Annotated in this window: 14 protein-coding genes; 8 read left to right on the top strand and 6 right to left on the bottom strand. The window is 59.4% G+C overall.

Annotated features, from left to right (window positions below):
- Positions 1-35: 35 nt before the first annotated feature.
- From C7U61_RS10090 to C7U61_RS10075, 4 genes are all read left to right on the top strand, one after another.
- Complete coding sequence (locus tag C7U61_RS10090; protein ID WP_106997966.1) at positions 36-506, top strand: hypothetical protein; 471 nt, start codon at positions 36-38, stop codon at positions 504-506.
- A 63-nt stretch (positions 507-569) separates the two neighbouring features.
- Entirely contained in the window at positions 570-2,102 is a 1,533-nt protein-coding gene (locus C7U61_RS10085) for an acyl-CoA carboxylase subunit beta (RefSeq protein WP_106997965.1), read from the top strand.
- Positions 2,103-2,225: 123 nt separating this feature from the next.
- Entirely contained in the window at positions 2,226-2,618 is a 393-nt protein-coding gene (locus C7U61_RS10080; protein WP_106997964.1) for a DoxX family protein, read from the top strand.
- Between the two features lie 138 nt (positions 2,619-2,756).
- Positions 2,757-3,143 (top strand): DoxX family protein, encoded by a 387-nt coding sequence (locus C7U61_RS10075; protein WP_106997963.1) that lies wholly within the window; start codon positions 2,757-2,759, stop codon positions 3,141-3,143.
- A gap of 10 nt (positions 3,144-3,153) precedes the next feature.
- Here C7U61_RS10075 and sugE read toward each other — a convergent pair whose 3' ends face one another.
- From sugE to C7U61_RS10050, 5 genes are all read right to left on the bottom strand, one after another.
- Positions 3,154-3,468 (bottom strand): quaternary ammonium compound efflux SMR transporter SugE, encoded by a 315-nt coding sequence (gene sugE, locus C7U61_RS10070; protein WP_106997962.1) that lies wholly within the window; start codon positions 3,466-3,468, stop codon positions 3,154-3,156.
- 133 nt (positions 3,469-3,601) lie between these two features.
- Positions 3,602-4,438 carry an S-formylglutathione hydrolase gene (fghA, locus tag C7U61_RS10065; RefSeq protein ID WP_106997961.1) on the bottom strand — a complete coding sequence of 279 codons (837 nt, stop codon included), beginning with the start codon at positions 4,436-4,438 and terminating at the stop codon, positions 3,602-3,604.
- Positions 4,435-4,899, bottom strand: coding sequence for a YaiI/YqxD family protein (locus C7U61_RS10060; protein ID WP_106999041.1), 465 nt, complete (start codon positions 4,897-4,899; stop codon positions 4,435-4,437). Before C7U61_RS10060 ends, fghA begins: the two co-directional genes overlap by 4 nt.
- A gap of 74 nt (positions 4,900-4,973) precedes the next feature.
- Positions 4,974-6,101: an S-(hydroxymethyl)glutathione dehydrogenase/class III alcohol dehydrogenase gene (locus tag C7U61_RS10055; RefSeq protein WP_106997960.1), complete on the bottom strand. Its 1,128-nt coding sequence runs from the start codon at positions 6,099-6,101 to the stop codon at positions 4,974-4,976.
- A gap of 38 nt (positions 6,102-6,139) precedes the next feature.
- The gene (locus tag C7U61_RS10050) at positions 6,140-6,985 is read right to left on the bottom strand and encodes a TIM barrel protein (RefSeq protein WP_106997959.1); all 846 of its coding nucleotides are present in this window, start codon (positions 6,983-6,985) and stop codon (positions 6,140-6,142) included.
- A gap of 290 nt (positions 6,986-7,275) precedes the next feature.
- Between C7U61_RS10050 and C7U61_RS10045 the strand changes: the two genes are divergently transcribed.
- From C7U61_RS10045 to C7U61_RS10035, 3 genes are all read left to right on the top strand, one after another.
- Positions 7,276-8,310, top strand: a complete 1,035-nt coding sequence (locus C7U61_RS10045; protein ID WP_106997958.1) for a sterol desaturase family protein — start codon at positions 7,276-7,278, stop codon at positions 8,308-8,310.
- A gap of 318 nt (positions 8,311-8,628) precedes the next feature.
- Positions 8,629-8,946: a MocE family 2Fe-2S type ferredoxin gene (locus C7U61_RS10040; RefSeq protein ID WP_106999040.1), complete on the top strand. Its 318-nt coding sequence runs from the start codon at positions 8,629-8,631 to the stop codon at positions 8,944-8,946.
- Entirely contained in the window at positions 8,943-10,184 is a 1,242-nt protein-coding gene (locus C7U61_RS10035; protein WP_106997957.1) for an FAD-dependent oxidoreductase, read from the top strand. Before C7U61_RS10040 ends, C7U61_RS10035 begins: the two co-directional genes overlap by 4 nt.
- 79 nt (positions 10,185-10,263) lie before the next feature.
- Here the strand turns inward: C7U61_RS10035 and C7U61_RS10030 are convergent, their stop codons facing one another.
- The gene (locus C7U61_RS10030) at positions 10,264-11,184 is read right to left on the bottom strand and encodes a sugar-binding domain-containing protein (RefSeq protein ID WP_181315856.1); all 921 of its coding nucleotides are present in this window, start codon (positions 11,182-11,184) and stop codon (positions 10,264-10,266) included.
- 229 nt (positions 11,185-11,413) lie between these two features.
- Here C7U61_RS10030 and C7U61_RS10025 point away from each other — a divergent pair, with 229 nt between their 5' ends.
- Entirely contained in the window at positions 11,414-12,355 is a 942-nt protein-coding gene (locus tag C7U61_RS10025; RefSeq protein WP_106997956.1) for a tagatose-bisphosphate aldolase, read from the top strand.
- The last annotated feature ends 48 nt before the right edge of the window (positions 12,356-12,403 follow it).

The following is a 12,403-nucleotide window of genomic DNA, read 5'->3' as shown; positions in this document are numbered from 1 at the left end:
CGTATCTTGCAAATTCGAAAGTCGGGGCAGGGATCATGTTGTTGTGGAGGCCAAGAGCCATACCGGCGCTCGTGGGAGTTCTGGCATTGGCCGCTTGCTCGAGCTGGTCCGTCGATCCTCCACCTCCAACCTATGCCGTGCGCAGTGCAACCGTTGTAGCCGATCAGGCTCTGCCGCCGGTCTCGCCGGCGCTGGTCACAGCCGTCAATGATCGCGTCAACGCTGCGATCGCTGCAACAAGCTTCAGTCCGCAATTGCCGCCGGTTGCCATTACCATCCGACTGAGTGACGTCCGCAAGGCGCGCGGCTTCAATCGCGACCGCAGCAGCGCCAAAATCAATATCGATGCGGCCGCGGCCGATGGCGGCTCTGTGGTTGCCATGGCGTCGTTCGAGATCAGAACTGTCGCTCCTGATCCTGCCACCGCGGATGAGCTTATGGCGGAAGATATCGCCGCGCGGGTTCGCTCCATCTTTTCGCTGAACACACCACGGCTCGCAAACTGAGCCAACAGCTTCAAACAAGGCTCGCGCCATGCTAAGCCCAAGTGGTGAGGGAGAGAGGACCGCATGAAGGAAATCCTGCAGGAACTGGAACGTCGTCGTGAGATCGCGAGACTGGGCGGCGGGCAGGCGCGCATCGACGCGCAGCATGCACGCGGCAAGCTGACGGCGCGCGAGCGCATCGATATCTTCCTTGACGGGGGCTCTTTCGAAGAATTCGATATGTTCGTTGAGCATCGCTCGACCGATTTCGGCATGGACAAGAGCAAGATCGCCGGTGACGGCGTCGTGACCGGCTGGGGTACGGTCAACGGACGAACCGTCTTCATTTTTGCTAAGGATTTCACCGTCTTCGGTGGGTCTCTTTCAGAAGCACATGCAGAAAAGATCACCAAGGTACAGGATATGGCGCTGAAGAACCGGGCGCCGATCATCGGTATCTATGACGCCGGCGGTGCCCGCATCCAGGAAGGCGTGGCCGCACTCGGCGGCTATGCCGAGGTATTTCAGCGCAATGTGCTCGCCTCCGGCGTCATTCCGCAGATTTCCGTGATCATGGGGCCTTGTGCCGGCGGCGACGTCTATTCTCCGGCCATGACAGATTTCATCTTCATGGTGCGCGACACCTCCTACATGTTCGTCACCGGGCCGGATGTAGTGAAGACCGTTACCAACGAGACCGTGACATCCGAACAGCTCGGCGGCGCCTCCGTGCACACGACGAAATCCTCGATTGCCGACGCCGCCTATGACAATGATGTCGATACCCTGTTGCAGGTACGCCGCCTCGTCGATTTTCTGCCGCAATCGAATACGGCAGCGGTGCCGGAAATCGAGTGCTATCAGTCGGTGACGGAACCGGATAATTCGCTCGATACGCTGATTCCGGCGAATGCCAACAAGCCTTACGACATCAAGGAGCTGATCCTGAAGGTGGCGGACGAGGGCGATTTCTTCGAGATCCAGGAAAGCTTCGCCAAGAACATCGTCTGCGGTTTCGGGCGCATCGAGGGTGCTACCGTCGGCTTTGTCGCCAATCAACCGATGGTGCTTGCCGGCGTTCTCGATAGCGACGCCTCTCGGAAGGCTGCGCGCTTCGTGCGCTTCTGCGATTGCTTCAATATCCCGATCGTCACCTTCGTCGACGTGCCCGGCTTTCTGCCGGGAACGGCGCAGGAATATGGTGGCTTGATCAAGCACGGCGCGAAGCTGCTCTTCGCCTATGCCGAAGCGACCGTGCCGAAGCTGACCGTTATTACCCGCAAGGCCTTCGGCGGTGCCTATGACGTCATGGCCTCGAAACATCTGCGCGGCGATCTCAATTATGCCTGGCCGACGGCGCAGATCGCCGTCATGGGCGCTAAGGGCGCTGTCGAGATCATCTTCCGCAAGGATATTGCCGATCCCGAGAAGATCGCGGCCCATACCAAGATGTACGAAGATCGTTTCCTGTCGCCCTTCGTTGCCGCAGAGCGCGGCTACATAGACGAAGTGATCATGCCGCGTTCAACGCGGCGGCGGCTGGCGCAGGGGCTCCGGATGTTGCGTAACAAGGATCTGACCAATCCCTGGAAGAAGCACGACAACATCCCGCTTTGAGTCCGTGACAACGAGTCACGGACATCACACAGAAAATTGATCCGACGTCAGAAGCCGTGTTTTCACGTTGCCAGGCGTGCGCTCTATTGCTTCCTCGTGGGGGAGTTAAAACTGGAGTTTAACATGGCGCTTTCCAATCGGCTGAACCAATATCAGCCCTATGCTCTTACTGTCTTGCGCGTCGTCACCGGCGTGTTGTTCATCGAACACGGCTTGCAGAAGCTGTTTGGCTTTCCGCTCGGCGGTCAGTTCCCGAGCCCGTTGCCGACCCTGCTGTTGGTTCAGGGTATCCTTGAAGTCGTAGGTGGACTGGCGACGATCGTCGGCTTCTTTACCCGTCCGGTCGCATTCATTCTTTGCGGCAACATGGCAGTCGCCTATTTCATGGCGCATTATCCGAAGAATTTTTTCCCGGCCAACAATGGCGGTGACGCGGCGATCCTCTACTGCTTCGTCTTCCTGTTCCTGATCTTCGCAGGTCCGGGCCTGCTGGCGATCGACAACAACAAGAAGTAAGCAGCCTCTCCGTCGGGCTCGGTTGAATTGCCGGGTCCGGCGAATAAATTCGTCTCTCGCGTGTTTACTGCGTTATCAGCGAAGCGAGAGCACTTTTGACAGGATCTCCTTCGCATCCCCTATCGAACGGAGATCCTCATGTCATTTCCCGAGCGCTTCTCGCCTTATCAGCCCACTGCGCTCGCGGTTTTGCGAATCATAACCGCGCTGCTGTTCATCGAGCACGGTACGCAAAAGGTCTTCGGCCTTCCGCCGGCGCCTTACGAAATCACGACGTTGTTCTTCGTGGCGGGAATTATTGAACTTGTCGGCGGCATCCTTGTTTTGCTTGGGCTTTTAACCCGGCCGATCGCCTTTCTCTTGAGCGGTGAAATGGCGATTGCCTATTTCATGGTGCATATGCCGATCAATTTCTTCCCGGCCAATAACGAGGGAGAGGGAGCCATCCTGTTCTGCTTCATCTTCCTGTTTCTGGTGTTTTCCGGACCGGGGAAATGGGCGCTGGACAATCGCCAGCGCCGATGACTGCCGCCTCTTAAGCAGCAAGCTTCAGCCCGGCAATGCCGACCACGATAAGGCCGATGCAAAGCAATCGGACGAAAGTTGCAGGATCGCCGAGCAACCAAATGCCCAGCAGAACCGTGCCGACGGTGCCGATGCCGGTCCAGACCGCATAGGCTGTGCCCATCGGCAAGGTTTTTACGGCCAGACCGAGAAGCACGACGCTGATGACCATGGAGATGACGGTGAGGGTAGTCGGTACCAGCCGGGTGAAGCCGTCGGTATATTTCAGGCCGACGGCCCAGCCGATTTCGAACAAGCCTGCGAGGAAAAGCAGGAACCAAGCCATTTTACGCTCCTTCGTTAAGAGCGAGGCCGTCCCCGCGATGTCTACGGCCGATTTGTATGTCGGCCGCCGCAGCCGTCTGCCTGTTTCCCATATGCCTTCGCCGCCTAGTTATTTCAAGGCGATCGAGCTACCTTTACTTTTCCAGCCGTTCGGCATGCCACTTCAGGTGATCGTCCATGAAGGTGGAGATGAAATAGTAGGAATGATCATAGCGCTCGTGCATGCGTAACGTCAGGCTGATATCCGTGCCTTTGATCGCGTCTTCGAACAGCCAGGGGCGCAGACCGTTTTCGAGGAAGCTGTCTGCCTTGCCCTGATCGATCAGGAATTCGGGGAAGCGGGCGCCGTCTTCGACGAGCGCGCAGGCGTCATAGCGGCGCCATGGGGCTTTATCGCTGCCGAGATATTTTTCGAAGGCAGGAGCCGACCAGTCCGCCGTCGAAGGCTGCACGATGGGCGCGAAGGCCGAGCAGCTCTTGAAACGCTCCGGGTTCTTCAACGCGATCGTCATGGCGCCGTGACCGCCCATGGAATGGCCGAAAATCCCCTGGCGGCTCATGTCGGCCCGGAATTGCTTAGCGATGAGAGCGGGCAGCTCCTCGGTGATGTAGGTATACATCTGATAGTTTTCGGCCCAGGGCGTCTCGGTGGCATCGAGATAAAAGCCGGCGCCTTTGCCCATCTGCCAGTTGGTGAGCTCGTCCGGCACTTCATTGCCGCGCGGGCTGGTGTCGGGGCAGACGATGATCAGGCCGAGTTCGGCGGCCATGCGGCGATACTCGCCTTTTTCCATGACATTGGCATGGGTGCAGGTAAGGCCGGAGAGATACCAGAGGACCGGTCGAGGCTCCTTGATCGCCTGCGGTGGCACGAAGACGGCGAAGGTCATCTCGCATCTGCAGGCTTCGGACTCATGCGAGAAGACACCCTGCATGCCGCCAAAGGCGGTGTTCTGGGAAATGATGTTCACGGCTGGCCTCCAGGCGCTTGGTGGATTTTTGAACGTCGGCAAAGCCGGTCGAAAGTTTCGAGAAAGGCGGAGCGGTCGCGCGGCGAGAAGGCGGCGTTGTAGCCCTTGCTTTCGCCGGTTTCGCGAAGGTGCGCGCCGAGGTCGCGCATGGCGGTCGCCATGCCGATATTGGTCTTGTCGAAGATGCGGCCGGTGGGTCCCGTCACCAGCGCTCCGGTGGCAACGCAGCGGCCGGCAAGCGGTACGTCCGCGGTGACGACGATATCGCCGGCGCCGGCATGCTCGGCGATCCAATTGTCGGCAGCGTCGAAAGCATTGGAGACGATGACGTTGTGCACCATCGGATCCCGCGACGGCCGCAGCCCGGAATTGGCGACGAAGGTCACCTCAATGCCGTGACGTTCGGCAACCTTCAGGATTTCCGGCTTGACCGGGCAGGCGTCGGCATCGACATAGATCATGATATCAAATCTTTTCAGCGATATGCGGTGCATTCCTCACGCACCGCATTCGTCCAGTCGAATGGCTTTCTGCCTCAATAGAGTACGACGCTGCGGATGCTTTCACCGGAATGCATGAGCTCGAAGCCCTTGTTGATGTCTTCGAGCGGCATGGTGTGGGTGATCATCGGATCGATCTCGATCTTGCCCTGCATGTACCAGTCGACGATCTTGGGAACATCGGTGCGGCCGCGCGCGCCGCCGAAGGCCGTGCCCATCCACGAGCGGCCCGTCACCAGCTGGAACGGACGCGTCGAGATCTCCTGGCCGGCGCCGGCAACGCCGATGACCACCGACTTGCCCCAGCCGCGATGGCTGGCTTCCAGCGCCTGGCGCATCACCCTGGTGTTGCCGGTGCAGTCGAAGGTATAGTCGGCGCCGCCGATCTGGTCGGCCCCGCGCTTCGTCATGTTGACGAGGTGAGGAACGATGTCGTCGCCGACCTCCTTCGGATTGACGAAATGCGTCATGCCGAAGCGCTCGCCCCAGGCCTTCTTGTCATTGTTGAGATCGACGCCGATGATCATGTCGGCACCGGCAAGCCTCAGGCCCTGGATGACATTGAGGCCGATGCCGCCGAGACCGAAGACGATCGCGGTTGCGCCCATCTCCACCTTGGCGGTGTTGATGACGGCGCCGATGCCTGTCGTCACACCGCAGCCGATATAGCAGATCTTGTCGAAGGGGGCGTCGGGATTGACCTTGGCGACGGCAATCTCCGGCAGCACGGTATAGTTGGCGAAGGTCGAGCAGCCCATATAATGGTGGATCTTGTCCTTGCCGATCGAGAAGCGCGAGGTGCCGTCCGGCATCAAGCCCTGGCCCTGGGTCGAGCGGATCGCCGTGCACAGGTTGGTCTTGCGGCTGAGGCAGGACGGGCATTCGCGGCATTCGGGCGTATAAAGCGGAATGACGTGATCGCCCTTCCTGGCCGACGTCACGCCCGGTCCGACATCGACGACGATGCCGGCGCCCTCATGGCCGAGGATGGCCGGGAACAGGCCTTCCGGATCGGCACCGGACAGCGTGAAATCATCGGTGTGGCAGATGCCGGTCGCCTTGACCTCGATCAGCACCTCGCCGGCCTTCGGCCCCTCCAGTTGAACCGTCATCACCTCAAGCCGCTTGCCCGCCGCAACCGCGACCGCTGCTCTTACGTCCATCGGAAATCCCTCCAAAATCAATATTCTATGATCGATATCTAACTCGACTTATCAGCGGATACCTTTGCCCACAAATCGAGTATTTCTTGCCGCATAAGCAGCGATTCTTCCCAGCGGTCGGTGGTATCTTCACCATCCCTCCCGGTGATCGCATAGGGCTTGGGGCCCAGCTCGCAGGTGAAGGCGAGCGTTGCGTCTTTTGCGGCGCGCTTCCTCCAGCTTTTGAAGCCATATTCCCACCAGCCGAGGAAAAGGTCGACCCAGGGCCGGTGATGCGGAAAGGAAATCTCGATCTGGACCTGTTCGCGTGAGGCAACGCGGCCATGAAAAGCCCAGGAGCTATCCAGTATCCGATGGATGAGTGCATGGTTCTCGTCGGATACCGGCCACGCGAATTCGCGCCCCACAAGGAAATGGGAGATATCCCCCAACAGTCGCAGATCCGGCAGCCGATCGAGGAGATCGAGCGTGAAGAATAGATCCGTCGTCATGCGGTCACGATGCGTCTCGATCCAGACGTCGACGCCTGCCTCTTCCGCCAGCTGCTGCCAGCCCTCCAGCAGCGGAATACAGTCCTCCAGCCGACGCAGCCGCACATCGGGCTGCAGGCAGATATGATGGACGTTGTATTCGGCCGCGACCTCGAGCACCGGCTTCAGATCGTCGACGGTCTTGGGGAAACATTGACCCTCCGCCTGCAGGCCATGCTGTTTGAGCAGGCCCGCGACACGAGAAACGACCTTACGGTCGTACCAATGGGTACTGATGCCTTGGAAGCCTGCGGACGCGATCTTTTCGATATTTTCCTCCAGAGAAAGCTCTGGATATTTCGCACTGCGTCGCTCCATGGACCAGAGCGACTGGAATATGAGTAAGTTCTGCATAGTTCCTCCCACCAGTGGTTTGCTCAGATCATGAATCCCAAATCTTTGCCAGCTGCGACGGTGATGGCTTTTGATCATGGACGCGTTTCATTGCAATGCGGATGTATTCGCTTGGTCGAGAGCCCTCGGCCTGAGGGTTTTTCATCAAAATACTTTCGGAGGCCTCCCCTTCCCTTGATCAGCGCCGCGGCGAAGGTCCCGCCGTGAGCAAATTTCATCAAATCAATGCTGTCGTTTCGAGCCGACGTCGCTGACACTGACCGCATAGTTCATCCACCGGGAGGCACACTATGGACGACACGCTCTACGGCACGCGCGACAAGCGCGGCGACTGGAAACCCAACAAGCTTCTGCAATATCCGCCCGTCTTCATCTGGCCGGCCAAACCGGTTGCCTTCCTGAAATGGTTCTTCGGGTATCCCGGCTATCTGACGCCCTGGAATACCGTCTATGCCGTCGTCGCAACATTGCTGTGGCTCTATGCGACACCTTCCATGGAAATGATGAAGACACTAGCGCCGGGCTGGATCGCCTATCTTCTCGTGCGCAACGCCGTCCTGGTCTTTCTGTTTTTCGGCGCCTTTCATCTGCGCCTCTACATGCAGAAGAAGCAGGGCACGAGTTTCAAATACAACAGCAAGTGGCCGTCGAAGGATAATTCGGCCTTCCTGTTCAGCAACCAGACCGTCGACAACGTGATCTGGACCTTTGCAAGCGCCGTGCCTTTATGGACAGCATTCGAAGTGCTGACGCTCTGGGCCTTCGCCCACGGCATTATTCCCTATGTCGACGTTGCCAAACACCCGATCTATTGCGCCATCATCATGCTGCTGATCCCGGCGTTCCGCGATCTGCATTTCTATCTGGTGCATCGCCTGATCCACTGGCCGCCGCTCTATCATGGGGTCCACAAGCTGCATCACAACAACGTCAATCCCGGTCCGTGGTCAGGTCTCGCCATGCATCCGGTCGAACATCTCCTGTATTTCTCCGGCGTTCTCATTCATTGGATCGTGCCCTCCAATCCGATCCATGCGCTGTTCCATCTGACGCATGCTGCTCTTGCGCCGGCTCCGGGCCATGCCGGTTTCGACAAGATCGTTATCAGCGAGGAAGCCGGGATCGATACCCATGCCTATGATCACTACCTCCATCACAAGTTCTTCGAGTGCAATTATGCCGATGGCGTGATCCCGCTCGACCAGTGGTTCGGCACCTTTCACGACGGCTCGAAGGAGGCCGAGGACCGCATGAACAAGCGCTTCATGGAACGCGCCAAGAAATACGCCGAAAAGCGGACTCGCCGCTCCGGCACGCCAAGCTGACGCGGATTGAAGGCCCGGCTGGATTTTCCGGCCGGGACCATGATCTCACGACCCGCGATGGCGGGGAAATGCCGGAACCTGCGGCCCCTTCGGTAGGCTCCGGCTCTATTGTTTGGCCGTTTAACGACGTGCCTTCTCACGCAGCTCCCCATGATCAAAAATGATCACCATCGATGTGGAATGCGAGGGGTCATTTCGCGCATGTTTGGAACCAGTCGGGAGGAAAAAACGATGCGCGATCAAAGCGCAACGTCGACCTGCTCCCAAGATTGGATGATGCCTTTCACGCCCTGCGGCGATTGCAATGAGGAGGAAGAAATGACGAACTGGGTTGATGCCTGCGCCGCTAGTGAAATCGATCAGGAAGATGTTGTTCGCTTCGATCACGCCGGGCGAACCTTTGCGCTCTATCGCAGCCCCGATGACGAGTATTTCGCGACCGATGGTCTTTGCACCCATGAAAAAATTCATCTGGCCGACGGGCTCGTCATGGACGACACCATCGAATGTCCGAAGCACAATGGCCGCTTCAGCTACAAAACGGGAGAAGCGCGAGGCGCGCCGGTCTGCATCAATCTGAAGACCTATCCGGTCAAGGTGGAGGGCGATCGCATCCTGATCGGGATCGGGGCATGAGCGGCGATGCGGGCATCATCATCGTCGGTGCGGGCGAATGCGGCGCACGCGCGGCATTGAGCCTGCGGGAGAACGGCTATTGGCACCCGATTACCCTGATCGGCGATGAGGTTCATCTCCCCTACGAGCGGCCGCCTCTTTCCAAACAGGTTCTGCTTGACCCGGCGGAGCCTCGGCTGCCCGCCGTTCTCAATGACCTCGCGCTGGCTGAAAAGGCCATCCGTCACATCGGCGGCGTATCGGCTGGCGCCATCGACGCAGCTGGAAAACGGCTCATCCTCTCGGATGGTCGCGCGTTGTCTTACGGCAAGTTGCTGCTGACGACGGGGGCCGCGCCGCGGCGACTGGCAAACACGCTTGCCAGCCCCCGCATCCTCTATCTGCGGACGATCGACGATGCGCTCGCGCTTCGTTCCCATATCCGGGCAAATATGCATGTCGCCGTGCTTGGCGGTGGCTTCATCGGCTTGGAGGTTGCCGCATCGGCGCGCAGCCGCGGCGCTGAGGTAACTGTCATCGAATCCCAGGAGCGCATTCTCAAGCGCGGCGTACCCGAGCCGATCGCCGAAACGATCGCAGCCCTGCACCGGCGCAACGGCGTCACCGTAAAATGCGGCGTGGCGGTTCTAGGGATCGAAGCGGATAAGCGATATGTCGGCATTTCCCTTTCCGATGGAGACGTGATCGCTGCCGATGTGCTCGTCGTTGGAATCGGCGCGCAGCCGCGCACCGAGCTTGCCGCTGAAGCGGGTATAGCGATCGATAACGGCATCGCCGTCAACGAGTACCTGGAAACCTCGATCGCCGACATCTTTGCCGCCGGCGATTGCTGCTCGTTTCCGCATCCGCTTTATGGCGGCCGTCGGCTGCGCTTGGAAGCCTGGCGCAATGCGCAGGATCAGGGCATTCTCGCCGCGGCCAATGTGATGGGTGCAACTCGCTGCTATCACGCCGTACCCTATTTCTGGTCCGATCAGTACGATCATACGCTGCAGATCGCCGGTCTCGTCGATGCGGGGCGCACGGTCGTCAGACGTGATCTCGGCGATGGCGCCTTCATTCTGTTCCATCTCGATGCAGAACAAAGACTGGTCGCAGCGAGTGGTGTCGGGCCTGGCAACAAGATTGCCAAGGATATTAAGCTGAGCGAGATGTTGATTGCCAGGCTCATCATCCCGCCGATCGAAGCTTTGACGGATGGCGTGAACCTAAAATCGCTCTTGCCAAAGGCAGCGTAAGAGATTGCTGCCTCGTCAACTCATGAGCAGACGACATAAGCGCTTGCCGTTTCTTAGCGCCAATCGCGGACGAAGAGTATCAGGATCGATCCTCGGCTTTCTGGTTGAATGACAGCCGATCGAGAATGGCCTGCGCGGTATTGGTGTCCGTGACCAGCGCATTGATCATTCCCGATCGTGCCGCTCCGATGATGCCGCTCGCCTTGCCGGGGGTCGCGGCAACGGCGATGCAGAGCGGCACCTTTCGTAATTGCTCGGGGGAGGCTGCAATCATCCCTTCCTCTCCATCCCAGTGCAGGATCTCGCCTTCTTCCGTGACGTAGTGGCGCAGCACATCCCCGGCTGCGTGGCTTAGAGCTTTTTCTCCCGGCAAGGCCGTTTCCGAAGGGTTTGCAGCATGCGTCAGCCCGACACCGACAATGGCCGCGTCCAGCCCGTCCCAGAGAGACGTCACCTGTTGAACTGTGGGGTCACCAAGAAATGCATCCCGGAGTTCGGCCGAAGAAATATAAGGCGCATGCAGGAAATGCGGCACGCCGCCCATCTGGATCGCCGCTTGCCGCACGAATTCATTGATCTGGAAATGGGGAGCCGCCTGCTGCATGCCGCCATTCAGCGCGACCGTGACGATGCCGGGCAAATGCGGCAGACCGGCCATCGTTACCTCGCGCACCGCCCGCCCCCAACCGATGCCGAGCGTGGAGTCGGACCGCAGGCCCGCCTGCTGCAGAAGCGCGCCGACAGGCGCGGCGAGCGCGCTCAGCACGTTTGATGAGGGCGTATCGATCACTGCGGCCGTGCGCAGCTTCAGGCCGTCGATCAGCGCAGCGCTCAAATCCTCGGCTGGTGAAAGATCGATCACTTCGATCCGGACGATCCCGACCGCGCGGGCTCGCTGCAGCAATCGCGAAACCGTCGCCGTCGACAGACCGAGCTTCCTGGCGATATCCACCTGCGCCATATCGGATTGATAGTGCAATTTGGCGACCGTATGCAGCAACGCGCGATTTGCCACAGCCTCCTGCGATTGAGACGAATTCAGATTGAAATTCCTTTCTGCAATGTGTTACACATGCGGCACTTGAGGGAGTTATCGCTCATAATAGCCGGTTTCGCAACGTTTATACCGCGCGTGAGAGCCCTCAATTTCAAGAGCAATGCCCTCTTCGAGGAGTGGAGCAGGCGTGCTCGGATAGGTGCCGTTCCAGAACGGCTGGAGGAAGGATCACATGACGAGATTGACGACAGCGGAGACGCGCGGCTATCAGCAGATTTGCGGCAGCGATGGCGCCATGATGGTGATTGCCTGCGACCAGCGCGGCGGTATGCGCAGCCTTTTGGCCAAGGACCCGGCCGAGCAGGCGGCGATCTCCGATCAGGTGCTGGGGGACACGAAGGCCGATATTGCCCGTTTCCTGGCGAGCAAGGCGTCCTGTGTTCTCGTCGATCCCATCTGCGCCGTGCCGGCGCTGATCGATGATCGCGTCCTTCAGCGCGATACGGCCTTGCTGATCGGCCTCGATGCCTCCGGCTGGGATACGTCGCCGGAGGGCTATCGTCTATCCAAGTTGGTTCCGGGCGTCTCCGCGCGCCGCGTGCGCCAGCTCGGGGCGACGGGCGGCAAGATCATGGTCTATCTGCGCTCGGATCGGGAAGCGGCCAATGTGCACAACATCCAGGTCCTGAAGCAGTGCATCGAAGATTTCGCGCATGAGGATCTTCTGCTGGTCGTTGAATTCCTGACCTACAAGTTCGATGATGAGGACGAGGCGGAGTACAAGGCGAAGCTGCCGTCTCTGATTGTCGGCGGCAGCAAGATCTGCCTCGATCTCGGCGCGAAGGTCTTGAAAATCCCTTATCCGGGCTCGTCGGAAGCCTGCGCCGAAGTCACGCGCCTTTCGGGCGACGTGCCCTGGGCGGTGCTGTCGGCAGGCGTCGACCATGCAACCTTCCTTACCCAGGTCGAGGATGCCATGCGCAACGGCGCTTCGGGCGTCATTGCCGGTCGCTCGCTCTGGAAAGACTGCATCTCGCTCGATCGTTCGGTAACGAAGGATCGGCTGGAGACGGTCGCGGTGCCTAGGCTTCGCGAAATCCAGGCCGTCATCGCGACGCACTTTAAGGGCGGAGGCTCGCACGGCGCTGATCAAAGGCAGCGCGCCCATGGCTGATATCGCCATCGGCGTCGATATTGGCGGCACGAATATTCGTGCGGCCCT

This window comes from Rhizobium sp. JAB6 (genome assembly GCF_003024605.1).
Taxonomy (GTDB): Bacteria; Pseudomonadota; Alphaproteobacteria; order Rhizobiales; family Rhizobiaceae; genus Rhizobium.
This window is presented reverse-complemented; position numbering and strand designations above follow the sequence as displayed.

Excerpts from the sequence above, each read along its gene's own strand:
- C7U61_RS10090 (WP_106997966.1), top strand. The coding sequence starts at position 36 with ATGTTGTTGTGGAGGCCAAGAGCCATACCGGCGCTCGTGGGAGTTCTG.
- C7U61_RS10085 (WP_106997965.1), top strand. The coding sequence starts at position 570 with ATGAAGGAAATCCTGCAGGAACTGGAACGTCGTCGTGAGATCGCGAGA.
- C7U61_RS10080 (WP_106997964.1), top strand. The coding sequence starts at position 2,226 with ATGGCGCTTTCCAATCGGCTGAACCAATATCAGCCCTATGCTCTTACT.
- C7U61_RS10075 (WP_106997963.1), top strand. The coding sequence starts at position 2,757 with ATGTCATTTCCCGAGCGCTTCTCGCCTTATCAGCCCACTGCGCTCGCG.
- sugE (WP_106997962.1), bottom strand. The coding sequence starts at position 3,468 with ATGGCTTGGTTCCTGCTTTTCCTCGCAGGCTTGTTCGAAATCGGCTGG.
- C7U61_RS10060 (WP_106999041.1), bottom strand. The coding sequence starts at position 4,899 with ATGATCTATGTCGATGCCGACGCCTGCCCGGTCAAGCCGGAAATCCTG.
- C7U61_RS10055 (WP_106997960.1), bottom strand. The coding sequence starts at position 6,101 with ATGGACGTAAGAGCAGCGGTCGCGGTTGCGGCGGGCAAGCGGCTTGAG.
- C7U61_RS10050 (WP_106997959.1), bottom strand. The coding sequence starts at position 6,985 with ATGCAGAACTTACTCATATTCCAGTCGCTCTGGTCCATGGAGCGACGC.
- C7U61_RS10045 (WP_106997958.1), top strand. The coding sequence starts at position 7,276 with ATGGACGACACGCTCTACGGCACGCGCGACAAGCGCGGCGACTGGAAA.
- C7U61_RS10040 (WP_106999040.1), top strand. The coding sequence starts at position 8,629 with ATGACGAACTGGGTTGATGCCTGCGCCGCTAGTGAAATCGATCAGGAA.
- C7U61_RS10035 (WP_106997957.1), top strand. The coding sequence starts at position 8,943 with ATGAGCGGCGATGCGGGCATCATCATCGTCGGTGCGGGCGAATGCGGC.
- C7U61_RS10025 (WP_106997956.1), top strand. The coding sequence starts at position 11,414 with ATGACGAGATTGACGACAGCGGAGACGCGCGGCTATCAGCAGATTTGC.